At 71.7% G+C, this 24,034-nt stretch carries 17 protein-coding genes and 1 tRNA gene; 5 read left to right on the forward strand and 13 right to left on the reverse strand.

The annotated features are described in order from the left end of the window. Window positions 1-36 precede the first annotated feature (36 nt). The gene (gene polA / locus ABKW28_RS04660) at window positions 37-2,757 is read right to left on the reverse strand and encodes a DNA polymerase I (protein WP_193670272.1); all 2,721 of its coding nucleotides are present in this window, start codon (window positions 2,755-2,757) and stop codon (window positions 37-39) included. A gap of 49 nt (window positions 2,758-2,806) precedes the next feature. Here polA and ABKW28_RS04665 point away from each other — a divergent pair, with 49 nt between their 5' ends. Next, on the forward strand, window positions 2,807-3,235 hold the full coding sequence (locus tag ABKW28_RS04665; protein WP_193670271.1) for a hotdog fold thioesterase: 429 nt from the start codon (window positions 2,807-2,809) through the stop codon (window positions 3,233-3,235). On the opposite strand, the gene ABKW28_RS04670 is transcribed toward ABKW28_RS04665, so the two are convergent. Then, window positions 3,232-3,798, reverse strand: coding sequence for a GNAT family N-acetyltransferase (locus ABKW28_RS04670; protein WP_193670270.1), 567 nt, complete (start codon window positions 3,796-3,798; stop codon window positions 3,232-3,234). The two genes, ABKW28_RS04665 and ABKW28_RS04670, sit on opposite strands and share 4 nt — an antisense overlap. A 144-nt stretch (window positions 3,799-3,942) precedes the next feature. On the opposite strand from ABKW28_RS04670, the gene ABKW28_RS04675 reads away from it, so the two are divergent. Together ABKW28_RS04675 and ABKW28_RS04680 are read left to right on the forward strand one after the other, a co-directional pair. Beyond that, complete coding sequence (locus tag ABKW28_RS04675) at window positions 3,943-4,722, forward strand: DUF554 domain-containing protein (RefSeq protein WP_307823115.1); 780 nt, start codon at window positions 3,943-3,945, stop codon at window positions 4,720-4,722. Between the two features lie 151 nt (window positions 4,723-4,873). Continuing rightward, the gene (locus tag ABKW28_RS04680) at window positions 4,874-6,235 is read left to right on the forward strand and encodes an ABC transporter substrate-binding protein (protein WP_348606714.1); all 1,362 of its coding nucleotides are present in this window, start codon (window positions 4,874-4,876) and stop codon (window positions 6,233-6,235) included. 203 nt (window positions 6,236-6,438) lie between these two features. On the opposite strand, the gene ABKW28_RS04685 is transcribed toward ABKW28_RS04680, so the two are convergent. The 5 genes from ABKW28_RS04685 to ABKW28_RS04705 all read right to left on the reverse strand — a co-directional run bounded on the left by ABKW28_RS04685 (window position 6,439) and on the right by ABKW28_RS04705 (window position 11,582). Beyond that, window positions 6,439-7,221, reverse strand: a complete 783-nt coding sequence (locus tag ABKW28_RS04685) for an ABC transporter ATP-binding protein (protein ID WP_193670269.1) — start codon at window positions 7,219-7,221, stop codon at window positions 6,439-6,441. Beyond that, window positions 7,218-8,231 carry an ABC transporter ATP-binding protein gene (locus ABKW28_RS04690; protein ID WP_348606716.1) on the reverse strand — a complete coding sequence of 338 codons (1,014 nt, stop codon included), beginning with the start codon at window positions 8,229-8,231 and terminating at the stop codon, window positions 7,218-7,220. The genes ABKW28_RS04685 and ABKW28_RS04690 overlap by 4 nt, the downstream gene beginning before the upstream one ends. Beyond that, complete coding sequence (locus tag ABKW28_RS04695) at window positions 8,224-9,420, reverse strand: branched-chain amino acid ABC transporter permease (RefSeq protein ID WP_348606718.1); 1,197 nt, start codon at window positions 9,418-9,420, stop codon at window positions 8,224-8,226. Before ABKW28_RS04695 ends, ABKW28_RS04690 begins: the two co-directional genes overlap by 8 nt. Before the next feature lie 14 nt (window positions 9,421-9,434). Beyond that, window positions 9,435-10,754, reverse strand: coding sequence for a branched-chain amino acid ABC transporter permease (locus tag ABKW28_RS04700; protein ID WP_348606720.1), 1,320 nt, complete (start codon window positions 10,752-10,754; stop codon window positions 9,435-9,437). 192 nt (window positions 10,755-10,946) lie between these two features. Then, window positions 10,947-11,582, reverse strand: a complete 636-nt coding sequence (locus tag ABKW28_RS04705) for a response regulator (RefSeq protein WP_193670265.1) — start codon at window positions 11,580-11,582, stop codon at window positions 10,947-10,949. Between the two features lie 69 nt (window positions 11,583-11,651). Here ABKW28_RS04705 and ABKW28_RS04710 point away from each other — a divergent pair. Together ABKW28_RS04710 and ABKW28_RS04715 are read left to right on the forward strand one after the other, a co-directional pair. After that, window positions 11,652-11,734 (forward strand) — tRNA-Leu (locus ABKW28_RS04710). Window positions 11,735-11,800: 66 nt separating this feature from the next. After that, the gene (locus ABKW28_RS04715; RefSeq protein ID WP_348606722.1) at window positions 11,801-12,580 is read left to right on the forward strand and encodes a helix-turn-helix domain-containing protein; all 780 of its coding nucleotides are present in this window, start codon (window positions 11,801-11,803) and stop codon (window positions 12,578-12,580) included. Between the two features lie 12 nt (window positions 12,581-12,592). Here the strand turns inward: ABKW28_RS04715 and pyk are convergent, their stop codons facing one another. From pyk to gltB, 6 genes are all read right to left on the reverse strand, one after another. Continuing rightward, entirely contained in the window at window positions 12,593-14,050 is a 1,458-nt protein-coding gene (gene pyk, locus ABKW28_RS04720; protein ID WP_348606725.1) for a pyruvate kinase, read from the reverse strand. Window positions 14,051-14,054: 4 nt separating this feature from the next. Then, the gene (locus tag ABKW28_RS04725; RefSeq protein WP_348606728.1) at window positions 14,055-15,239 is read right to left on the reverse strand and encodes a glycerate kinase; all 1,185 of its coding nucleotides are present in this window, start codon (window positions 15,237-15,239) and stop codon (window positions 14,055-14,057) included. Next, window positions 15,236-16,600 (reverse strand): GntP family permease, encoded by a 1,365-nt coding sequence (locus tag ABKW28_RS04730; RefSeq protein WP_348606731.1) that lies wholly within the window; start codon window positions 16,598-16,600, stop codon window positions 15,236-15,238. The genes ABKW28_RS04725 and ABKW28_RS04730 overlap by 4 nt, the downstream gene beginning before the upstream one ends. Window positions 16,601-16,670: 70 nt before the next feature. Then, a complete protein-coding gene (locus ABKW28_RS04735; RefSeq protein WP_348606734.1) occupies window positions 16,671-17,846 on the reverse strand; it encodes a sugar diacid recognition domain-containing protein in 1,176 nt (391 codons plus the stop codon). Between the two features lie 49 nt (window positions 17,847-17,895). Then, on the reverse strand, window positions 17,896-19,362 hold the full coding sequence (locus tag ABKW28_RS04740) for a glutamate synthase subunit beta (RefSeq protein ID WP_348606740.1): 1,467 nt from the start codon (window positions 19,360-19,362) through the stop codon (window positions 17,896-17,898). After that, window positions 19,355-23,926, reverse strand: coding sequence for a glutamate synthase large subunit (gene gltB, locus ABKW28_RS04745; protein ID WP_348606745.1), 4,572 nt, complete (start codon window positions 23,924-23,926; stop codon window positions 19,355-19,357). The genes ABKW28_RS04740 and gltB overlap by 8 nt, the downstream gene beginning before the upstream one ends. Between the last annotated feature and the right edge of the window lie 108 nt (window positions 23,927-24,034).

A 24,034-nucleotide genomic window follows, 5' to 3' on the forward strand; every position in this document is an offset into this window, starting at 1 on the left:
GCTTCGCGTCGAGCCGGCCCGGATCGGCGCCGTCGGTCAGTGCGCGGCCTCGTGCCAGCTGCGCCCGGTGCCGACCGACACGTCGAGCGGGACCGTCAGCTCGGCGGCGGCGCCCATCTCGGCGCGCACCAGCGCCTCGAGGGGCTCGCGCTCACCGGGGGCCACCTCGAGCACCAGCTCGTCGTGGACCTGCAGCAGCATCCGCGAGGAGAGCGACGACTCGTCGATGGCGCGCTGCACGCGCAGCATGGCGATCTTGATCAGGTCGGCGGCCGAGCCCTGGATCGGGGCGTTGAGAGCCATCCGCTCGGCCATCTCGCGGCGCTGGCGGTTGTCGCTGGTCAGGTCGGGCAGGTAGCGGCGGCGTCCCTCGATCGTCTCGGTGTAGCCGGTGCGCCGGGCCTCGTCGACGATCCCGCCCAAGTAGTCACGGATGCCGCCGAAGGTCTCGAAGTACTCGTCCATCAGCCCCCTGGCCTCGGCCGGCTCGATGCCCAGCTGCTGGCCCAGGCCGAAGGCCGAGAGACCGTAGGCCAGGCCGTAGTTCATCGCCTTGATCTTGGCCCGCTCCTCGGTGCCGACCTGCTCGGCCGGGATGTCGAAGACCCGCGCGGCGGTGATCGAGTGGAAGTCGCTGCCGGAGCGGAACGCCTCGATGAGCAGCGCGTCCTCGGAGAGGTGCGCCATGATCCGCATCTCGATCTGGCTGTAGTCGGCCGTCATCAGCGACTCGTGCCCCTCGCCCACCACGAAGGCCTCGCGGATGCGCCGGCCCTCCTCGGTGCGCACCGGGATGTTCTGCAGGTTGGGGTCGGTGCTGGACAGGCGCCCGGTGGCGGCGATGGTCTGGTTGAAGGTGGTGTGGATGCGACCGTCGGAGGCCACGGTCTTGAGCAGGCCCTCGATGGTCTGGCGCAGCCGGATGACGTCGCGGTGGCGCAGCAGGTGCAGCAGGAACGGGTGCTCGGTCTTGACGTAGAGCGCCTGCAGCGCGTCGGCGTCGGTGGTGTAGCCGGTCTTGGTGCGCTTGGTCTTCGGCATCGCGAGCTCGTCGAAGAGCACCACCTGCAGCTGCTTGGGCGAGCCGAGGTTGATCTCCTTGCCGATCACGGCGTACGCCGCGTCGGCGGCCGCGCGCACCTCGTCACCGAAGTGCGACTCCAGGGACTCGAGGTGCTCGGTGTCGACCGCGATGCCGGTCGTCTCCATGCGGGCCAGCAGGTGCACCAGCGGGAGCTCGACGTGGGCGAGCAGCTCGGTGCCCCCGTGCTCGGCGACGGCGCCGTCGAGCGCCTCGGCCAGGTCGAGCACGGCACGCGCGTGCAGCATCGCGGTGCGCGCCGCCGAGTCGCCGGCACCCTCCAGACCGGAGTCGAGACCGGCGTCGAGGCTGTCGAGGCTGAGCTGGCCGTCGTCGCCGCCGCCCTGCTTGAGCTCGCGCTTGAGGTAGCGCAGCGTCAGGTCCGCCAGGTCGTAGGAGCGCTGGTCGGGGCGCACCAGGTAGGCGGCCAGGGCGGTGTCGGACTGCAGGCCCTCGAGCCGCCAGCCGCGCGCCGCCAGCGCCAGCATCGGGCCCTTGGCGTCGTGCAGCACCTTGGGGCGGTCGGGGTCGGCGAGCCAGGCCGCGACCGCGGCGTCGTCGTCGGGGGTGATCTCGGCGGCGTCGAACCAGGCCGCGGTGCCGTCGTCGGCGGCCAGCGCGAGCGAGTGCACCTCGCCCGTGCCCGCTCGCCAGGTGCCCTGCACGGTGACACCGACACGCTCCACGGCGTGCTGGGCGAGCCACGCGGCCACCTCGCCGGGAGCCAGCCGGGCGCCCTCGAGCTCGAAGCCGGAGCCGTCGACGACCTCCTCGGAGGTCAGCGTCTCGAAGAGCCGGTCGCGCAGCACCCGGAACTCCAGGCCGTCGAAGAGGGTGTGCACCTCCTGGCGGTCCCAGGGACGCAGCGCCAGGTCGGCGGGGCGCAGCTCGAGGTCGAGGTCGCGCACGAGGGCGTTGAGGCGCCGGTTGCGCATCACCTCGCCCAGGTGCTCGCGCAGCGCCTCGCCCTTCTTGCCGGTGATCTTGTCGGCGTGGGTGATGACGTTGTCGAGGCCGTCGTAGGTGTTGATCCACCGCGCCGCGAAGCCCTGGCCCACACCGGGCACGCCCGGGAGGTTGTCGGAGGTCTCCCCCACGATCGCGGCCAGCTCGGGGTAGCGCGCGGGCGGCACGCCGTACTTGGTCTCGACCGCCTCGGGGGTCATCCGGGCCAGGTCGGAGACGCCCCGCATCGGGTAGAGCACCGTGGAGCGCTCCGTCACCAGCTGCAGCGAGTCGCGGTCGCCGGTGAGGATCAGCACCTCCATCTCGGGGTCCTCGGCGAGGGCCTGGGTCACGAGGGTGGCGATGATGTCGTCGGCCTCGTAGCCCTCCTTCTTCAGGAAGGGGATGCGCAGCGCGTCGAGGACCTCCTCGATCAGCGGCAGCTGGCTGGAGAACTCCCCGGGCGTCTTCTGGCGCTTGGCCTTGTACTCGGAGTACTCGGCCATCCGGAACGTCTGGCGCGAGACGTCGAAGGCCACGCCCACGTGGGTCGGCTGCTCGTCGCGCAGCACGTTGATGAGCATCGAGGTGAAGCCGTAGACGGCGTTGGTGTGCTGGCCCGTGGTGGTGGAGAAGTTCTCGACCGGCAGCGCGAAGAAGGCCCGGTAGGCCAACGAGTGGCCGTCGAGCAGGAGCAGCCGCGGGCGGGTGGGGGCAGTCGTCTCGGGCACGCAGCGACCCTAACCGTTGGCGCCGACGACGCCTCGCTAGGTTGAGCCCATGAGCGAGATGGACGTGGAGCAGTACGTCGCCGCGATGCCGCAGGGCATGGGCGCACTGAACGAGAAGATGGGCGTCGAGCTGCTCGAGGTCTCCAGCGAGCGGGTGGTGGCCACGATGCCCGTCGAGGGCAACACCCAGCCCTACGGCCTGCTCCACGGCGGCGCCTCGGTGGTGCTGGCCGAGACGCTCGGCTCGATCGGCTCCGCGGTGCACGCCCACCCCGACCGGGTCGCGGTGGGCGTCGACATCAACGCCACCCACCACCGCTCGGCCACCAGCGGGACGGTGACCGGCGTCGCCACCCCCGCGCACCTGGGGCGCACGAGCGCCACCTGGGAGGTGGTGATCACCGACGAGCGCGGCAAGCGGGTGTGCACCTCGCGGATCACCTGCTCGCTGGTGCCCCGCGAGCGCGTGGGGCTCTAGCCGGCGCTCTGCTGGCGACGCAGCGAGCGTCGCGCCGCGAGCATCTGCCCGCGCGCCGAGCGGGGGCGCTCGGAGACCGGCCGCTGCGCCTCGACCTTCGCACGCACCGACGGCGTGGCCGCGACCCGCAGCACCGCCTGGGGGCGCAGGGCGAGCCGGGCCATGAACCGGTTGGCATCGCGCGAGGACGCGGAGGCCGCGGTCATCACGTGCGAGATGCCGAGGTCCTCCGCCCAGGCGACGGCCGCCTCGACCAGCGTGCGGCCGACGCCGTGCCGGCGCAGGTCGGGCACCACGGTCGGCGTGTAGCACTGGACCACGGGCTCGAGGTTGATCGGGCTCAGCGTCGCCACGCGCAGCAGCACCGCGCCGGCCGGCCGGCCGTCGTGCTCGGCGACCAGCAACCGCTGCTCCGACGAGAGCGCGGCCTCCTTGATCACCTGCTCGAGGTCGGCGACCTGCTCCTCGCGGTCGCAGCGGCGAAGGTGCTCGCTCCAGAGGTCGGCCAGGAACAGCGCGTCCTGCTCGCCCGCGCACCGCAGGCTCACCGAGCTCCGACTCATCGCGTGCGCCTTTCGGACCCTCAGCAGTGGTGCGCCCGCGTGGGCGCGTCCGTCCGGGCGAGACTACGCTCCTGCGCGCCGTGCTGTCGCATGGTCGAGACCACCTTTACCTCGCCCTCCGGGGCCGGACATCCTCGAGGAACCGTGAGCCCGCTGCTGCTGTCCCCGCCCCCGATGCTGGTGCCCGGTGTCGGCACGGCCGTCAACGTCACCACGGTGCTGCTCGGCTGCCTGCTGGGCGTGCTGCTGGGCCACCGCCTGCCCGAGCGCACCCGCGAGCTGGTCACCGACGGGCTCGGGCTGGTGACCCTGCTGATCGCGGCCACCGCCGCCGTCGAGGTGCTCTCACCGACGCTGGCCGACGAGGTCGGCGACAGCGCACCCATGCTGATCGTGCTGGGCTCGGTGCTGCTGGGCGGCATCACCGGGTCCCTGCTGCGCCTCGAGCAGCGCGTCGAGGGCCTGGGCCGGTTCCTGCAGCGCCGCCTGGCCGGCGGCGCCGGCTCGGTCGACCGCCAGCGCTTCGTCGAGGGCTTCGTCGTCGCCTCGCTGGTCTTCTGCACCGGACCGCTGACCATCCTGGGCTCGCTCAACGACGGCCTCGGCAACGGCGCCGACCAGCTGTTCCTCAAGTCCACGCTCGACGGCTTCGCCGCGATCGCCTTCGCCGCGTCCTTCGGGTGGGGGGTCGCGGCCTCGGTGCTGACCATCGTGGTCGTGCAGGGCGGCCTGACACTGGCCGGCCTCGGCCTGGGCGACCTGCTGCCGGAGGCCCACCTGGCCGCGGTCACCGCGGTGGGCGGACTGGTGCTCGTCGGGGTCGCGCTGCGGCTGCTGCGGATCCGTGAGGTCGCGGTCTCCGACCTGCTGCCGGCGCTCGTGGTCGCCCCCCTGCTGGTGCAGCTGGTCGCCGTCCTCCGGTGACGGAGTTCCCGCGATCACGTCACGATTCGGCAACGCTCCCCCGGTGTGCCGCGTCTCACACCCCGTGAGGTCTACCGTGACCGTGCTACGCCAGACCTCCGGGGGTCGGGCACCGGTGAAGGCACCAACACCTGAGGAAAGGGTTCACCACGTGAATCGATCGACCACATCCCACTGGGTCAAGCTCATGGCCGGCACCGCCGCGCTCGGCCTGGTGCTGACCGCCTGCGGCTCGGAGGACTCCGAGCCCGAGGCCACTGACAACGAGCCCACCAGCGAGTCGAGCGAGTCGCCGGCGCCCGCCGACGACGAGTTCACCAACGACGAGTGCGCCGACGGCTCCTCGAACGCCGACACGTTCAAGGCCGGCGGCATCCTGCCGCTGACCGGCAACCTCGCGTTCCTCGGCCCGCCCGAGGTCGCCGGTGTCGGCATGGCCGTCTCCGACATCAACGCCGCCGGCGGCGTCAACGGCGCGCAGGCGTGCCACCAGATCGAGGACTCCGGTGACACCACCGACCTGTCCATCAGCACCGCCTCGGCGCGCAAGCTGATCCAGGACGAGGCCTCGGTCGTCATCGGTGCCGCGTCCTCCAGCGTCTCGCTGAACTTCGTGGACCGCCTCACCGCCGCCAAGGTCACCCAGGTCTCCCCCGCCAACACCGCGGTCGACCTGAGCGGCTACAGCGACTTCTACTTCCGCACCGCCCCGCCGGACGGCATCCAGGGCAACGCCCTCGGTTCGCTGATCTCCTCCGACGGCTTCCAGAAGATCGCGTTCATCGTCTTCTCCGACACCTACGGCACCGGCCTGCGTGACGTGGTCCAGGAGACCGTCGAGGCCGGCGGTGGCGAGTGCACCTACGGCTGCAAGGGCGACGGCGACGAGTTCCCGGCCGGTCAGACGACCTTCTCCTCCGAGGTCTCGGCCGCCGTCAACTCCAACCCCGACGCGATCGTGATCCTCGCGTTCGACGAGACGAAGGCCATCGTGCCCGAGCTCGCCTCGACCGGGTGGGACATGTCGGCGACGTACTTCTCCGACGGCAACACCGCCGACTACTCGGAGGACTTCGAGTCGGGCACCCTGACCGGCGCCCAGGGCACCATCCCCGGTGCCGACGCGGCCCAGGACTTCAAGGACCGCCTGATCGCCTGGAACGAGTTCGCCTTCGGTGACGGCCTGACCGACTTCGCCTACGCGGCCGAGTCGTACGACGCCACCATCCTCGCGGCCCTGGCCGCCTACAAGGGCGGTGCGACCGACTCCGAGACGGTGCAGCAGAACTTCGCTGCGGTCTCCGGCGCCACCGACGGCGAGGAGTGCACCTCCTACGCCGACTGCACCGCCATGCTCGACGAGGGCAACGAGGTCCGCTACGTCGGTCCCTCGGGCATCGGTCCCATCGACGAGGAGAACGACCCGTCCTCCGCGTTCGTCGGGATCTACACCTTCAACGAGGACAACAAGAACGAGCTGACCGCCACGGTCGAGGGCCAGAAGCAGTCCTGACCCCCTGACGCTCGTCGACGAGGGCCCCGCACCGATCCTGGTGCGGGGCCCTTCGCCGTCCCCCGGGGCGCGACGTGGACGGTGGGCCGGCGTCGCCTCCCACGGCCACCGGCGCGCGTACACGCTGTCACCCGGACATGCGTACGGCCCCGGACCACGAGGTCCGGGGCCGTGCGGCGTACGTCGCGCAGTGGGCGGCGTGGCTACTCCTTGCCGACCTCCTTGGCCAGCGTGCCCAGGTAGAGCTCGATGACCTTGGGGTCGTTGGCCAGCTCGCGACCGCCGCCGGTGTAGGCGTCGCGCCCCTGGTCGAGGACGTAGCCGCGGTCGCAGACCTGCAGGCAGCGACGGGCGTTCTGCTCGACCATCACCACGCACACGCCGGTCTTGTTGATCTGGCGGGTGCGGATGAACGTCTCGTCCTGGCGCACCGGCGAGAGGCCGGCCGACGGCTCGTCGAGCAGCAGCACGGACGGCTCCATCATCAGCGCGCGGGCCATCGCCAGCGACTGACGCTCACCGCCCGACAGCGCGCCGGCGCTGCGGTCCTTGCGCTCGTGCAGGTTGGGGAACAGGTCCCACATCGCGTCGAGGCGCTCCCGCAGCTTCTTGGGGCGCAGGAAGAGCCCCATCCGCAGGTTCTCCTGGATGGACAGCGACGGGAAGACGTTCTCCGTCTGCGGCACGAAGCCCACGCCCATCTGGACCAGCTGGTTGGCGCGCATGTTGGTGATGTCGCGCTCACCCAGGTGCACGCTGCCGGAGTGGATCTTCACCAGCCCGAACATCGCCTTGAGCAGGGTGGACTTGCCGGCACCGTTGGGGCCGATGATGCCGATCATCTCGCCGGGGTAGGCGGTCAGGCTGCACCCGTTGAGGATGTTGACGCCCGGCAGGTAGCCGGCGACCAGGTCCTTGGCCTCGACCACGGGCCGCGAGCCGGCCGGGACGCCCGGCGGCAGCTCGGCGTTCGTCTGGGTGGTCATCGCTTCCCCTTCTCCGCGTCCCGTCGGGCCGCCTCTTCCTCGTCGGCCTCGTGGTGCAGCTCCTTGACGACCTCGTCGCTGAGCAGGTCGTCGTCGCCCAGGTCGGTGTCGTGGTGCGCGCCCAGGTAGGCGTCGATCACCGCGGGGTTGGCCATCACGGTGTCGGCCGGGCCCTCGGCGACGATCCGGCCCTCGGCCATCACCACGACCCAGTCGGAGATGTGCTGCACGACGTGCATGTCGTGCTCGACGAAGAGCACGGTCATGCCCTCGTCGCGCAGGCTCTGGATGTGGCCGAGCAGCGACTGGGTCAGCGCCGGGTTCACCCCGGCCATCGGCTCGTCGAGCATGATCATGGTCGGGTCGGTCATCAGCGCCCGGGCCATCTCGAGGAGCTTGCGCTGGCCGCCGGAGAGGCTGCCCGCGTAGTCGTCCTTCTTCTCCAGCAGCTTGAAGCGGGCCAGCAGCTCCTCGGCCTTGGCCCGCACCTCGCCCTCCTGGGACTGCCACAGCGGCCTGAACATGGCCTTGGCCAGGCTCTCGCCGGTCTGGTCCTTGGCGCCCAGCATCATGTTGTCCATCACCGTCATCCGGCTCAGCGCCTTGGTGAGCTGGAAGGTGCGCACCATGCCGGCCTTGGCCACCTTGGGCGCCGAGGTCTTGTCGAGCTTGGCCCCGTTGAAGGACCAGTGCGCGCCCTTGCCGGCCGACGACGGCTTGTCGAAGCCCGTGATGAGGTTGAAGAACGTCGTCTTGCCGGCACCGTTGGGCCCGATCAGCGCGGTGATGAGGCCGCGCTGGACCTCGAGGTGCTCGACGTCGACGGCCGTGATGCCACCGAAGTGCCGGGTGATGCGGTCGACGGTCAGGATCGGCTCGGGCTTGGCCGCTCCCGGCTCCTGGACCACGCCCGCCATCAGTGCGCGACGCGCGGCGGGGTCGGCCAGGTCGCCCTGGCCGGCGGTCGTCGTGGTCCCGCTCGGGGTGCTCGGGGTCGTGGGCTCAGACATGGAAACGCAGCTCTCTCTTGTTGCCGAGGATGCCTTGTGGTCGGAAGATCACCAACAGGACCAGTGCCACGCCGACGACGACGTAGGAGAACTGCTCGGTCTGCTGGGTGCTCATGATGCTGTTGGGCACGTAGGCGCCGGACAGCTCGCGGACCAGGATGCGGGCGGAGAAGAAGATGATCGAGCCGAGCACCGGGCCGAAGATCGTGGCGGCGCCACCGAGCAGCAGCGCGGTGTAGGCGAAGAAGGTCAGCTGGCGACCCATCGAGTCGGCCTGCACGGAGCCGGTCAGCACGTAGACCATGCCGCCGAGGGCACCGAACATGCCACCGATGATCAGGGCCTGCATCTTGATGGCGAAGACGTTCTTGCCGAGGCTGCGCATCGCCTCCTCGTCCTCGCGGATGCCGCGCAGGAGTCGGCCCCAGGGGCTGCGCACCAGGAGGAACACGATGATGCAGGAGACGCCCACCAGGGACCAGGCCACCGCCCGGACCCACCAGCCGTCCACGCTGGTGCGCGGCTCGCTCTGGGGGAAGGAGAAGAACAGCGCCAGGAACAGCACGACGCTGAGCGCGGCGATCACGAGCTTGGGCGTGGCCGTGGTGCCCACCTTCGGCGGCTCGCCGTCGGCTGCCTTGGCCCGCTTGGCCACCACGACGATGGCCGCGATCGCGGCCACGGCGACCAGGAGGCCGACCACGCGCAGCGCAGCGCCGCCGCCGGCGTCGAGGTAGTTGAGCGGCAGCAGGTCGAAGCTGCCGCTGCCGAAGAACGACAGGTCCATGAACGGGCCCTGGTAGTCCTTGCCGAAGATGCCCTGCGAGCCTCCGGTGAAGTCCTCGAAGGCGGCCAGGCGACCGGTGTAGCGGATGATCTCCGCCGCCGAGATCGTCACGATGGCCAGGTAGTCGCCTCGTAGCTTCAGCGTGGGCAGACCCAGGATCAGCGAGAACAGCACCGAGACGACGAGCCCGATGAGCACGGCGACGGCCAGCGGGATGTCGTAGGTGATCGAGATGGCCATGCCGTAGGCGCCGAGCAGCATGTAGCCGGCCTGGCCGATGTTGAGCAGGCCGGTGAAGCCGAAGTGGATGTTGAGGCCGATGACGGCGATGGCGACGGCCGCGGTGTCGGGCGAGATGGCCTCGCCGACCACGGCGTCGAGGATTCCGAGGAACTCGTTCATCTGCAGGCTCCTTCTCAGCCGACTCGGACGGCGCGTCCGAGCAGGCCCTGGGGCCTGACCATCAGCAGCAGGATGAGGATGACCAGCGCCACCGCGTACTTGAGGTCACCGGGAGCGCCCAGCGGACCGGCGAGCTCCACGACGAGACCGATGATGATGGCGCCGACGAAGGCACCGAAGGCGGTGCCCAGGCCACCCAGCGTCACGGCCGCGAAGAGCAGCAGCAGGATCTGCATGCCGGTGTCCCAGCGGATGCCGTTGCTGACCACCAGCGCGTAGAAGACGCCGCCGAGACCGGCCAGCGCGGTGGCCGCGATCCACACGAGGCGGATGATGCGGTCGACGTCGATGCCCGAGGCCGCCGCCAGCGCGGGGTTGTCGGAGACCGCGCGGGTGGCCTGGCCGACCCGGGTGCGCAGCAGCACGAAGCCGACGGCCGCGATCGCGACCAGCGCGACGCCCATCGCCACGAAGGACATGTCGGTCATCCGGACGGGGCCGATCTCGACCACGTCGAAGGTGCGCACGACGACCTTCTGCTGCGAGGCACCGACGAAGAACTGGAAGGCGTACTGCGCCGCGAGCGCCAGACCGATCGTCACGATCATCATCTGGGTCAGGCCCAGTCCACGGCGTCGCAGTGGTTGCCACATCAGCCGGTCCTGCACGTAGCCCGTCGCGCCGCAGATGACGGTGGTGAGCAGGATGCCCACCCACAGGTTCATGCCCGCGACGTTGACCAGGCCGTAGGCGACCATGCCGCCCAGCGTCACCTGCTCGGCGTGGGAGAAGCTGGACAGGCCGGTGGTGCCGTAGATCAGGGAGAGTCCGACCGAGGCGAGCGCGAGCAGCAGCCCCAGCCGCAGGCCCTGCGCGACGCTCTGGACGATCTGCTCGCCGAACCCGGCACCCTCGGCGTCGTAGTCGACCGAGCGGACCTCCAGGTCGGGGGCCACGGTGCGGCCGAGCTTGACCGGCACGCGGATGCTGCCGTCGTCCTCCTGGAACCGCGGGGCCGGCGGGATGATCTCGACGTCGTCGGGCAGCGACTCGGGGTCGACGAAGAGGAAGTAGTCGCCCGCCTCGTCCACCTGGAAGCTGTACTTGCCGTCGGGGCCCGTGGTGAGCGCGTCGACCTCGGTGCCGGCGTCGTCGCGCAGCACCACGTCGGCACCCTCGACCGGGTTGGTCCGGTTGCCGACGGTGCCGCTGACGCAGGCGGTCTGGCCGGGCTGGGCCAGGCAGAGTGTCGCCACGCCGGCGCTCGCCGGCGAGGCACCGAGGCCCAGAGCGAGGAGCGGGGCCAGCAGCATGCCCATGAGGGCACCGACCACGGACGTTCGTCGTCGTAGGCCAGGTGGCCTGGGGCAAGCCTTCACGTGCGATCTCCTCTCGCGCGCCCGGCTGGGCGCCGCCCGGCAGTCTAGGGGCACAGTGAGACCTACCTCACCACAACGCCGTCAACTTCTCGTCGCGTCGTGGCGGGCTTTACCGGCTCGTGACCGAGCCGAGACCAAGAGAGGTGCTCAGCCGCCCTGCGGCGACGAGTCCTCGCCGTCGCCGGCGGCGGATCCGGCGACGCCGTGCTCGACGACGCCGTCGGCGACCTGGCGCATCGAGAGCCGCAGGTCCATCGCGGTCTTCTGGATCCAGCGGAAGGCCTCGGGCTCCGAGACCCCCAGCTCGCGCTGCAGCACGCTCTTGGCGCGGTCGACGCTCTTGCGGGTCTCGAGCCGGTCGGTCAGCCCGGCCACCTCGGTCTCCAGCGCCTGCACCTCGGCGAACCGGCTCAGCGCCATCTCGATCGCCGGCACCAGGTCGGTGTGGCTGAACGGCTTGACCAGGTAGGCCATCGCGCCGGCGTCGCGGGCGCGCTCGACCAGCTCTCGCTGGGAGAAGGCCGTCAGCACGATGACCGGCGCGATCCGCTGGCCCGCGATCGCCTCGGCCGCCGCGATCCCGTCGAGGACCGGCATCTTGACGTCGAGGATCACCAGGTCGGGCCGGTGCTCCTGCGCCAGGCGTACGGCGCTCTCGCCGTCGCCGGCCTGGCCCACGACGTCGAAGCCCTCCTCGGCGAGCATCTCGGCGAGGTCCATGCGGATCAGCACCTCGTCCTCGGCGATGACGACGGTGCGGGAGGTCGCGGTCGGGTCAGTCACCCGCCCAGGCTAGCGACGCTCCCGCGTCGCCGCGCGTTCAGGGAGTCGGCTACCCTGACCGCGGCCCAGGCCGGGTTGGCGGAACGGCATACGCGGTGGTCTCAAACACCACTGTCCGCGAGGACTTGTGGGTTCGAATCCCACACCCGGCACCGAGTTCTCGGCCCTGCCACCTCTCGATCCACCGACTGTCGGTGGCAGCGTCCAGCATGAGCGGCATGCCGCACGTCCGCCCCGAGAGCACCGTGCGCAGCGCCCTGGCCGCCGGTGCGGCCGGGGTCCCGGATCGGGAGAACGCCCTCATGCACGGGGTCGCCCTCTCCACCATCCGACGCTGGAGGCGGCTGTACCAGCAGGAGGGACGGGCACGCGGGCAGGACCACACGACGGCCCGGTGCCCTCGCTGCGACGGGGGCCGGCTCCACGAGCCGGCCTACGCCGAGCTCCTCGGCTGGTACCTCGGCGACGGGCACATCAGCGCAGGACGTCGAGGTGTCTGGAACCTGCACGTCTTCAACGACGTGAGCTACCCGGATCTCAACGACCGGATCGCCCTGCTGATGACCCTGGTGAAGCCGGGAGGGCGTCCGCACGTGCGGCTCAAGCCCGGGTGCGTCGTGACGACGGTCTCCTGGAAGCACTGGCCGTGCCTGTTCCCACAGCACGGTCCCGGCAAGAAGCACCACCGGGAGATCGCCCTGACCGACTGGCAGCACGACATCGTCGCCCGACGACCGGCGGCCCTCCTGGCGGGCCTGTTCCACTCCGACGGCTGCCGCGTCGCCAACTGGACCCACAAGCTCGTGGCCGGCGAGCTGAAGCGCTACGACTACCCGCGCTGGCAGTTCAGCAACAGGTCGGAGGACATCCTGGGTCTCTGCTGCTGGGCGCTCGACCTGACGGGCGTGGCGTGGCGCCGGTCGGGGCCGAGCACCGTGAGCGTCTCGACGCGCGCCGGGGTCGCCCGGCTCGACGAGCTGGTCGGGCCGAAGACCTGACCGGGGCGGGGCTCAGCCGCGGCGGTAGGCCGGGGCCACCTCGTTGATGGCGTCGCCCATCTGGTGGATCCGCAGGGCGTTGGTGGACCCGGGTATGCCCGGGGGCGCACCGGCGATGATCACGACCAGGTCGCCCTCGGCGACCCGACCGATCTTCAGCAGCTGCTCGTCGACCTGGCGCACCATCTCGTCGGTGTGCTCGACCTCGACGGTGCGGAACGTCTCCACGCCCCAGGTCAAGGAGAGCTGGGAGCGCACGATGTTCTCGGGCGTGAAGGCCAGCAGGGGCACCCGTCCCCGCAGCCGCGCCATCCGCCGGGCGGTGTCGCCGCTGGTGGTGAACGCGACGACGTACTTCGCGTCGACACGCTCCGCGACCTCCGCGGCCGCCTTGGCGATCACGCCGGAGCGCGTGTGCGGGTCCCAGTCGATGGTGGCCACGCCGGAGCCGTTGCTGGCCAGGGCGTGGTTCTCTGTGGAGGTGATGATGCGCGCCATCGTCTCGACGGTGGTGACCGGGTGGTCACCGACGCTGGTCTCGCCCGACAGCATCACCGCGTCGGCGCCGTCGAGCACCGCGTTGGCCACGTCGGAGGCCTCGGCCCGCGTCGGCGCCGGAGCGCTGATCATCGACTCCAGCATCTGGGTGGCGACGATGACGGGCTTGGCGTTGAGCCGCGCCTGCTCGATGATCCGCTTCTGCAGGAAGGGGACGTCCTCGAGGGGGCACTCCACGCCCAGGTCACCCCGGGCGACCATGAAGCCGTCGAAGGCCGCGATGATCTCGTCGAGGTTGTCCATCGCCTGCGGCTTCTCGATCTTGGCGATGACGGGGACGAGCACGCCCTCCTCGCGCATGATCGCACGCACGTCCTCGGCGTCGGCGGCGTCGCGCACGAACGAGAGCGCGACGAAGTCGACGCTGAGGTGCAGCGCGAAGCGCAGGTCCTCGATGTCCTTCTCGGACAGGGCCGGCACGGAGACCGCGACGCCGGGCAGGTTGATGCCCTTGTTGTTGCTGACCCTGCCGCCCACGACGACCCTGCAGCGCACGTCGGTCTCGGCGACCTCGAGCACCTCGAGGCGCACCCGCCCGTCGTCGATCAGCAGCGGGTCGCCCGGGGCAACGTCACCGGGCAGGCCCTTGTACGTCGTCCCGCAGATCTCACCGTCGCCCGGCACGTCGCGGGTGGTAATCGTCCACTCCGCACCGACCTCGAGCCGCGCCGAGCCCTCGGCGAAGGTCTCGAGCCGGATCTTCGGGCCCTGGAGGTCGGCGAAGATCCCGACGCCGTGGCCGGTCTCGTCGGCGGCCTCGCGCACCAGGCGGTAGGTCTCGGCGTGGTCGGCGTGGCTGCCGTGGCTCATGTTGAGTCGGGCGACGTCCATGCCGGCGCTGACGAGGGCACGGATGCTCTCGCGCGAGGAGGTGACGGGACCGAGGGTGCAGACGATCTTGGCTCTACGCACGCGCTCACCCTACCTGTCCGTTGGAACGATCCAACATGCCGGCGGCGCGTCGCCCCGACTCCCAGGTCGCCGCCACCTGCTCCGCGGTGCGCTCGAGGTTGGCGCGCGCCTGACCCAGCACCTCCTCGATGCCCGCGGGAGCGGGCACGCACCCGAACACCGCCACGGCGCCGGCGCGCACCACCTCGTCGGACCCGGGCCCCACGGACCCCCCGATCACCACCACGGGGACGCCGGCCTCCCGGGCGAGCGCGATGACCCCGGACGGCGCCTTGCCCCGCACGGTCTGGCCGTCCACGCAGCCCTCCCCCGTCACCACGAGGTCCGCCTCGGCGACGGCCCGGCCCAGGCCGACGGCCTCGGCCACGAGGGGGAAGCCCGGGCGAAGCCGCGCCGACGCCGCGGAGAGCAGAGCGAAGCCCAGGCCGCCGGCCGCACCGGCGCCGGGCTCCTCGCGCGGGTCGTGGCCGCTGGCTGCGGCGAGCACGTCGGCCCACGTTCGGAGAGCGTCCTCGAGCGCGTCCACTTCCTCGGCGTCGACGCCCTTCTGCGGACCGAACACCGCGGTGGCGCCCTGGGGCCCCAGCAGCGGGTTGTCCACGTCGCAGGCCGCCTCCACCACCGCAGCGCCCACTCCTGCGTGGAGACCGGCGAGGTCGACCCGTCGCACGTGCCGCAGTGCGGCGCCCCCCTGCCCGACGGGCTCGCCGTGCGCGTCGAGCATCCGGGCACCGAGGGCCTCCAGCAGGCCCGCTCCCCCGTCGTTGGTGGCCGTCCCGCCCAGGCCGACGACGACGCGAGCGACCCCCTGGTCGAGCGCGTGGGCGACCAGCTGGCCGACGCCGTACGTCGTCGCCGTGCCGGGCGCCCGCTCGGCCTCGGCGACCAGGTGCAGGCCCGCGGCCGCGGCGGCCTCGACGACGGCGGTGCGGCCGTCGTCGAGCAGTCCGTACGACGCGCGGACCGGCCGGCCGTCGGGGCCACGGACGTCGAGCGTCACCAGTCGGCCGTGGGCCGCGCCCACCATCGCCGCCACCGTGCCCTCGCCGCCGTCGGCGACCGGCAGCTCGACCAGGTCGGCGTCCGGCCACACCCTCGCGAGCCCCACCCTGATCGCCGCCGCTACCTCGGGCGCGGCGAGGCTCTCCTTGAAGGAGTCCGGGGCGATGACGACCCTGGGTGGCCTCACACCAGCACCAGGGCCAGGAACCAGGTGAAGGCCGCCGCGGTGCAGCCCATCAGCAGCGTGGCCACCGTCTGGGTGCGGTAGGCCTGGGCGACGCTCATCCGCGAGAACTGGGTGACCACCCAGAAGTAGCTGTCGTTGGCGTGCGAGACCGTCATCGCCCCTGCTCCGATGGCCATCACCACCAGGACCCGACCGAGGTCGGAGTCCATCCCGATGTCACCCAGCAGCGGCGCGACCAGCGCCGAGGTGGTGACCAGCGCGACCGTCGAGGAGCCCTGCGCGCTCTTGAGGGCGGCCGAGACCAGGAACGGCATCAGCACGCCGATGCCCAGCTCGGAGAGGTTGGAGCCGAGGTAGTCGCCGATGTCGGTGGCCTGGATGACCGCACCGAAGGCACCACCGGCACCGGTGATGAGCAGGATGGGCGCACTGGCGACGAGCCCGTCGCCGACCGCGTCCCGGAAGGACTCGCGTCGCGTGCCCGCGCCGGGACGCACCAGGGCCACCGCCAGCGCCAGCCCGACCAGGAGGGCCACGACGGGCTGCCCGACGAACCGGACCACCGACGCGACGTCGCCCTCGCCGAGCGGCGCCGCCGGGAGGGCCGCCACCGACCCCACGCAGATCAGCAGGATGGGCACCAGGATCGGCGCCAGCGCCGCGGCGGGGCCGGGCAGCGTCCCGTAGCGGGCCTTGAGCGCCTCGACGTCCTCGACGGCGGCCGCCAGCTCGTCGCCGCCCGCGCCGTCGGGCACCGCGTCGGTGAACCGGCTGGCCCACAGCAGGCCGACCGCGGCGGCGACGACGGCCACGACCAGTCCGACCAGGATGACCAGGCCGAGCTGGTCGGTGAGCCCGAGGTTGCCGGCGGCGGCGATCGGTCCGGGCGTCGGCGGCACGAGCGTGTGGGTGGCGAAGAGGCCCGTGGCCAGGGCGACCGACATCGCCACCATCGAGGTGTGCGTGCGCCGGGCCATCGACTCCTTCAGGGAGTTCAGGATGACGTAGCCCGAGTCGCAGAAGACCGGGATCGAGACGATGAAGCCTATCGCCGAGATGGTCAGCGTGGGGAAGCGCTGTCCCAGGACCTTCACGACCACCTCGGCCAGGGTCACCGCTCCGCCGCTGCGCTCCAGGACCACGCCGATGATGGTGCCCAGGACGATGACGATGCCGATCCCGCCCAGGATGCCACCGAAGCCACCGGTGATGGTGGGCACCACCTCGTCCAGGGGCAGCCGGAACCCGAAGGCGGCAGCGAACGCCCCGAGCAGGAGTGCGAGGAACGGATGGGTCTTCAGCGCCGTCGTCGCCACCACGATGAGGGCGACGACGGCGACGAGGACGAGGACGAGGTCCATGCGGGGCTCCAGGTGAGATCGGGTCGGCCGTGACTGCCGTCACGCTATGCCCGGTGAGCCTGCCGTCTCATCATGCACGTGCACCATGTCCACGACCGATGTGCTGCTGATCGTCGTGCGGCTGCACAACCTCGGCCCGGGCCTCGCTGCGGGCGAGGCCGACTCGCAGCCGGAACAGGCCCTCGGGGTCGCGCGGATCGGCACCGGAGAGCGAGGCGACCCGGTCGAGCCGGTAGCGCAGCGTGTTGCGGTGCACGCGCAGCGCGCCGGCCGTCGCCAGGAGGTCTCCCCCGTGCTCCAGCAGCGTCACCACGGTGTGGCACAGGACGTCGTGGGGGTCCCGCGCCTGCAGGGCACGCCACGGCGCCGCCAGCGCGCGCAGGCGCCAGTCGTCCTCGAGCCCGGCCAGCAGGTAGGCGGTCTCGTCGTCGCGGTGCCGCCGCACCCGCTGCGTCGACACCGGACGACGCTCGCGCACGTCGTGGGCCGACTGCGCCGAGCGCACGACGGGGCGCCAGGACTCGTCGGCCGCCGCCACCGCGGCGGTCCCCTCGTGGAGCACCAGCGCCGCGCCTGCTCGTCCGGTCAGGGCCAGGACCCGCTCCGCCGCCCCCGAGGGACCGCTCGGCACCAGCACCAGCAGGAGCCCCGGGTCGACGAGCGCCGCCAGCACCCGGGGGTCACCGCGCTCCAGCGACCGATGGACCTGCCGCAGCCTCTCGCCCTGGTCGGCGCGGGGCTCGGCCACCTCCACCAGCACCGCGACCCGCGGCACGTCGAGGTCGACCCCGAGCCGCTCACCCAGCACGGCGCAGTCGGCGTCGCCGACGACCGGGTCGACGAGGGCCCGGGCCAGCGCCTCGCGTTGCCGGCGACGCGACTGCTCGTCGTCGATCGCGCGCACCTGCTCCAGGATGAGCTCGGCCGTCATGGCCAGCAGCGCGCTGACCTCCCCGAGCAGGTCGGGGTCGCCGCTCACCCCGATCGCGCCGACCACCTGTCCGCGGTGGACCAGCGGCTCGTTGACGCCCGGGCGGACGCCCTCGAGGCGCTCGGCCGCGGCGCGGTCGACGACCACCGTGCGGCGCGAGGTGATCGCCAGCAGCGCCGCCTCGTGCACCGTGCCGAGGCGGTCTGCCTCGCCCGACCCGACGATGACGCCGCGCTGGTCCATCACGTTGACGTTGTGACCCAGTCGCTGCATCGTCTGCTCGACGATGCGTTGGGCGAGCTCTTCGTCCAGCATCCCGACAGCCTGCCACCGCGTGGCAGGCCGCCGGGACCCGGACGGCGGATCAGACCGTCAGCGGGCGGTCGGTCGGCTTGACCGGCGCGGGGAGCGCGGTCTCCCCGGTCAGGTAGGCGTCGACGTACGACGCCGCCGCGCGGCCCTCGGCGATCGCCCACACGATGAGCGACTGGCCGCGACCGCAGTCGCCGGCCACGAAGACCCCCGGGCGCGAGGAGGCGTACGACGCGTCGCGCCGCACGTTGCCCCGCTCGTCGAGCTCGAGGTCGAGCTGCTCGACCAGTCCCTCGCGCTCGGGGCCGGTGAAGCCCATCGCGAAGAGCACCAGGTCGGCCGGGATCTCGCGGCTGCTGCCCTCGACCTCGGTCGGGCGCCCGTCCTCCAGGACGACGTCGACGAGCTCGAGGGCGCGCACGTGGCCGGCCTCGTCGCCGATGAAGCGCTTGGTGGACACGGCGTAGACCCGCTCCCCCGCCTCCTCGTGGGCCGAGGAGACCCGGAAGGTCATCGGGTAGGTCGGCCACGGCTGGCCCTCCGGGCGGGTGCCCGGCGGCTCCGGCATGATCTCGAGCTGGGTGATCGAGGCGGCCTGCTGGCGCGTCGACGTGCCCAGGCAGTCGGCGCCGGTGTCTCCGCCGCCGATGATGACCACGTGCTTGCCCTCGGCGGTGACCTGGCCCTCCACCTTCTCGCCGACCGCGACGCGGTTGGCCTGCGGCAGGAAGTCCATGGCCTGGTGGATGCCGTCCAGCTCACGGCCCTCGACGCCCAGGTCGCGGGCCACGGTCGAGCCGGTGGCCAGCACGACGGCGTCGTACCGGTCGGCCAGGCGCTGCCCGGTCAGGTCGCCACCGACGTCGACGCCGGCGCGGAAGACCGTGCCCTCGCGGCGCATCTGGTCCAGCCGCCGGTCGAGGTGCTTCTTCTCCATCTTGAACTCGGGGATGCCGTAGCGCAGCAGCCCGCCGATCTTGTCGGCGCGCTCGTAGACCGCCACGGTGTGCCCGGCCCGGGTCAGCTGCTGGGCGGCGGCCAGGCCGGCGGGGCCCGAGCCGATCACCGCCACGGTGCGGCCCGAGAGCCACTCCGGGGGCTGGGGCCGCACGGTGCCGGACTCCCACGCCTTGTCGATGATCGAGACCTCGACGTTCTTGATGGTCACCGGGTCCTGGTTGATGCCCAGCACGCAGGCGGTCTCGCAGGGCGCCGGGCAGAGCCGACCGGTGAACTCGGGGAAGTTGTTCGTGGCGTGCAGCCGCTCGATCGCCCCCTCCCAGTCGTCGCGCCAGACCAGGTCGTTCCACTCGGGGATGATGTTGCCCAGCGGGCAGCCCTGGTGGCAGAACGGGATGCCGCAGTCCATGCAGCGCCCGGCCTGCGGGGTGATGATCGGCAGCAGGGCACGGCCGACGCCGTCGGGGTAGACCTCGTTCCAGTCCCCCACCCGCTCCTCGACCGGACGACGGGCCGCGACCTTGCGACCCTCCTTCAGAAAGCCCTTGGGGTCAGCCATGGAGCGCCTCCATCATCGCGTGAGCGGTCTCGTTCTCGTCGAGCCCGTCGGCCTCGGCCTTGGCCTTGGCCTCCAGGGAGATGCGGTAGTCGCGCGGCATCACCTCGGTGAAGCGGGCCAGCGACTGCGACCAGTCGGCCAGCAGCGCCTCGGCGACCTCCGAACCGGTCTCCTCGAGGTGGCTGCGCACCAGCGCCTCGAGCTCCTCGGCGACCTCGCCCTCGACGGGCACCAGCTCGACGAGCTCACGGTTGACCCGCGCCTCGTCGAGGTCGAGCACCCAGGCCACGCCGCCGGACATGCCGGCGGCGACGTTGCGGCCGGTGGGCCCCAGGACGACCAGGCGGCCGCCGGTCATGTACTCCGCGGCGTGGTCGCCCACGCCCTCGGTGACCACCCGCGCGCCGGAGTTGCGCACGCAGCAGCGCTCGCCGACCCCGCCCCGGATGAAGACCGAGCCCGACGTCGCACCGTAGGCGATCGTGTTGCCGGCAATGGTCTGCTCGGAGGCGGTGAAGGTCGCGGCCCGGTCGGGGCGCACCACGATGCGCCCGCCCGAGAGGCCCTTGCCGACGTAGTCGTTGGCGTCGCCCTCGAGGCGCAGGGTGATGCCCTGCGGCACGAAGGCGCCGAAGGACTGCCCCGCCGAGCCGAGGAAGGTCAGGTCGATGGTGCCGTCGGGCAGGCCCTCGCCGCCGTAGCGCTTGGTGACTTCGTGGCCCAGGATCGTGCCCACCGTGCGGTGCACGTTGCGCACCGCGACCTGGGCCCGCACCGGCTCGCCGCTCTCGAGGGCCGGCTGGGCCAGCGGCACCAGCTCGGTCACGTCGAGCGACCTCTCCAGCCCGTGGTCCTGGCTCTTGGTGCAGCGCAGGTCCTGGTCGGGGAAGGCCGAGGCGTCGGGGCGGTGCAGGATCGGGCTCAGGTCGAGGCCCGCGGCCTTCCAGTGCTCCACCGCCGGGGCCACGTCGAGCACGTCGACCTGGCCGATCGCCTCGTCGAGGCTGCGGAACCCGAGCTCGGCGAGGAGCTCGCGCACCTCTTCGGCGATGTAGGTGAAGAAGTTGACGATGTACTCGGCCTTGCCCGAGAACCGCTCGCGCAGCACCGGGTTCTGCGTGGCCACGCCCACCGGGCAGGTGTCGAGGTGGCAGACCCGCATCATGATGCAGCCCGAGACCACCAGCGGCGCGGTGGCGAAGCCGTACTCCTCGGCGCCGAGCAGCGCCGCGACGACCACGTCACGACCGGTCTTGAGCTGGCCGTCGGTCTGCACGACGATCCGGTCGCGCAGCCCGTTGAGCAGCAGCGTCTGCTGGGTCTCGGCCAGGCCGAGCTCCCAGGGCCCGCCGGCGTGCTTGAGCGAGGTCAGCGGCGAGGCGCCGGTGCCGCCGTCGTGGCCCGAGATCAGCACCACGTCGGCGTGCGCCTTCGAGACACCGGTCGCGACCGTGCCGACGCCGACCTCGGAGACCAGCTTGACGTGCACGCGGGCCGCGGGGTTGGCGTTCTTGAGGTCGTGGATCAGCTGCGCCAGGTCCTCGATCGAGTAGATGTCGTGGTGCGGCGGCGGGCTGATCAGGCCCACGCCGGGCGTGCTGTGCCGGGTCTTGGCCACCCACGGGTAGACCTTGTGGCCGGGCAGCTGCCCGCCCTCCCCCGGCTTGGCGCCCTGGGCCATCTTGATCTGGATGTCGTCGGCGTTGGTCAGGTACTCCGACGTCACGCCGAAGCGGCCGCTGGCGACCTGCTTGATCGAGCTGCGCCGCTCGGGGTCGTAGAGCCGCTCGGGGTCCTCGCCGCCCTCGCCGGTGTTCGACTTCGCGCCGAGCCGGTTCATGGCGATGGCCAGGGTCTCGTGCGCCTCGCCGCTGATCGACCCGTAGGACATCGCGCCGGTCGAGAACCGCTTCACGATCTCGGAGACCGGCTCGACCTCCTCGATCGGCACCGGGGCGCGCCCGGCCTGCTCGGCGTCCTTGAAGCGGAACAGCCCACGCAGGGTCATCAGCCGCTCGGACTGCTCGTCGACGCGCTGGGTGTACTGCTTGAAGACGTCGTAGCGCCCCGTGCGGGTGGAGTGCTGGAGCCGGAAGACGGTCTCGGGGTCGAACAGGTGCGGCTCGGCCTCCCCGTTGACGCTGCGGCGCCACTGGTACTCGCCGCCGATCTCGAGCTCGCGGTGACCGGGCATGATCCCGCCGCGCGGGTACGCCGTGCGGTGGCGGCGCGCGACCTCCTCGGCGATGGTGTCGAGCTCGATGCCGCCGAGCTTGGAGGTGGTGCCGGTGAAGTACTTGTCGACCACCGACTGCGAGAGGCCCAGGGCCTCGAAGATCTGCGCGCCGGTGTAGGAGGCGACCGTGGAGACGCCCATCTTCGACATCACCTTCAGCACGCCCTTGCCCAGCGCCTTGACCAGGTTGGCCACGGCCTGCTCGGGCTCGCTGGTGACGTAGTAGCCCTCGCGGGCCAGGTCCTCGGCGGACTCCATGGCCAGGTAGGGGTTCACCGCGGCCGCGCCGTAGCCGACCAGCAGCGCCACGTGGTGGGTCTCGCGCACGTCGCCGGCCTCGACCAGCAGGCCGACCTGGGTGCGGGTCTTCTCGCGCACCAGGTGGTGGTGCACGGCGGCGGTGAGCAGCAGCGACGGGATCGGGGCCAGCTCGGCGGTGGAGTGCCGGTCGGAGAGCACGATGATGCGTGCCCCCTCGGCGATGGCGGCGCTGACCTCGGCGCACACCTCGTCGATGCGCGCGGCCAGCGCGGCGCCGCCGCCCTCGACCTCGTACAGGCCACGGGAGACGTGGGTGATGAAGCCCGGCATGTCGCCGTCCCGGTTGACGTGGCGGATCTTGGCCAGGTCGTCGTTGGAGATCACCGGGAACGGCAGCACGACCTGGCGGCACGAGGCCGGGGTGGGCTCGAGCAGGTTGGACTCGGGACCGATGGTGCCGCTCAGCGAGGTGACGAGCTCCTCGCGGATCGCGTCGAGGGGCGGGTTGGTGACCTGCGCGAAGAGCTGCGCGAAGTAGTCGAAGAGCAGGCGCGGCTTCTGCGAGAGCGCCGCGATGGGCGTGTCGGTGCCCATCGAGCCGATCGGCTCGGCGCCGGTGTTGGCCATCGGGGTGATGATGACCCGCAGCTCCTCCTCGGTGTAGCCGAAGACCTGCTGGCGCCGGGTGACGCTGGCGTGGGTGTGCACGATGTGCTCGCGCTCGGGGATGTCGTCGAGGTGGATCAGCCCGGCGTGCAGCCACTCCTCGTAGGGGTGCTCCCCCGCGAGGCCGGACTTGACCTCCTCGTCCTCGATGATGCGGTGCTCCTCGGTGTCGACGAGGAACATCCGGCCCGGCTGCAGCCGGCCCTTGCGCACGATCGTGGCGGGGTCGAGGTCGAGCACGCCGACCTCGGAGGCCAGCACCACGAGACCGTCGTCGGTGACCCAGTAGCGCGAGGGGCGCAGGCCGTTGCGGTCGAGCACCGCGCCGATCTGGTCGCCGTCGGTGAAGACGACGCAGGCGGGGCCGTCCCACGGCTCCATCATGCTGGCGTGGAACTCGTAGAAGGCGCGGCGGGCCGCGTCCATCTCGGCGTGGTTCTCCCACGCCTCGGGGATCATCATCAGCACCGAGTGGGGCAGCGAGCGCCCGCCCATGTGCAGCAGCTCGAGCACCTCGTCGAAGGAGGCGGAGTCGGAGGCGCCGTCGGTGACGATCGGGTAGAGCCGCTCGAGGTCGCCGGGGATCAGGTCGGAGTCGAGCAGCGCCTCGCGGGCCCGCATCCAGTTGCGGTTGCCCATCACGGTGTTGATCTCGCCGTTGTGGGCGATGTAGCGGAACGGGTGCGAGAGCGGCCAGCTCGGGAAGGTGTTGGTCGAGAAGCGCGAGTGCACCACGGCCAGCGCCGAGGCGACCCGCGGGTCGACCAGGTCGGGGTAGAACCGGTCGAGCTGGTCGGTGGTCAGCATGCCCTTGTAGGCCAGGGTGCGCGCCGACAGCGACGGGAAGTAGACGTCGGTCTCGCGCTCGGCGCGCTTGCGCAGGCAGAAGGCCATCCGCTCCAGCGACATGCCGGTGACCCGCTGGGTCGCGCCGGCCACGAAGAGCTGGCGGAAGGTCGGCATCACGCCGAGGGCGGTGGCACCCAGGGTGCTGGGGTCGGTGGGGACCTCGCGCCAGCCGAGGACCGCGAGGCCCTCCTCGGCCGCGATCTCCTCGATGCGGGCGACGGTGGCACCCACGTGCTCGTCGTCACCGGGCAGGAACGCCGTGCCGACGGCGTACGCGCGCTGCGGCGGGAGCTCGATGCCGAGCTCGGCGGTCGCCTCGCGCAGGAACGCGTCGGGCACCTGCATCAGGATGCCGGCGCCGTCGCCGGAGTCGGGCTCGGCGCCCGCGGCACCACGGTGCTCGAGGTTGCGCAGGGCGGTGAGTGCCTGGGCCACGATGTCGTGGCTGGCGACGCCGGTCAGGGTCGCGACGAAGGCCACACCGCACGCGTCGTGCTCGTGGCGGGGGTCGTAGAGCCCTTGGGGCGGCGGGAATGCGTGCTGGTAGGGCACCGGGGTCTCCCGTCGTCGTCGCCGCCGGGGAACGGACCCTGGTCGAGCTGGTCCGGGACCGGCGACTGCGGTGGAGCGGATCTTGAGTCGAGCGCAGGGGACGACATT

This window comes from Nocardioides sp. 31GB23, assembly GCF_040012395.1.
Taxonomy (GTDB): Bacteria; Actinomycetota; Actinomycetes; order Propionibacteriales; family Nocardioidaceae; genus Nocardioides; species Nocardioides salarius.

Excerpts from the sequence above, each read along its gene's own strand:
- ABKW28_RS04690 (WP_348606716.1), bottom strand. The coding sequence starts at position 8,231 with ATGTCTGAGCCCACGACCCCGAGCACCCCGAGCGGGACCACGACGACC.
- ABKW28_RS04685 (WP_193670269.1), bottom strand. The coding sequence starts at position 7,221 with ATGACCACCCAGACGAACGCCGAGCTGCCGCCGGGCGTCCCGGCCGGC.
- ABKW28_RS04695 (WP_348606718.1), bottom strand. The coding sequence starts at position 9,420 with ATGAACGAGTTCCTCGGAATCCTCGACGCCGTGGTCGGCGAGGCCATC.
- ABKW28_RS04670 (WP_193670270.1), bottom strand. The coding sequence starts at position 3,798 with ATGAGTCGGAGCTCGGTGAGCCTGCGGTGCGCGGGCGAGCAGGACGCG.
- ABKW28_RS04715 (WP_348606722.1), top strand. The coding sequence starts at position 11,801 with ATGCCGCACGTCCGCCCCGAGAGCACCGTGCGCAGCGCCCTGGCCGCC.
- ABKW28_RS04730 (WP_348606731.1), bottom strand. The coding sequence starts at position 16,600 with ATGGACCTCGTCCTCGTCCTCGTCGCCGTCGTCGCCCTCATCGTGGTG.
- ABKW28_RS04665 (WP_193670271.1), top strand. The coding sequence starts at position 2,807 with ATGAGCGAGATGGACGTGGAGCAGTACGTCGCCGCGATGCCGCAGGGC.
- ABKW28_RS04740 (WP_348606740.1), bottom strand. The coding sequence starts at position 19,362 with ATGGCTGACCCCAAGGGCTTTCTGAAGGAGGGTCGCAAGGTCGCGGCC.
- ABKW28_RS04735 (WP_348606734.1), bottom strand. The coding sequence starts at position 17,846 with ATGCTGGACGAAGAGCTCGCCCAACGCATCGTCGAGCAGACGATGCAG.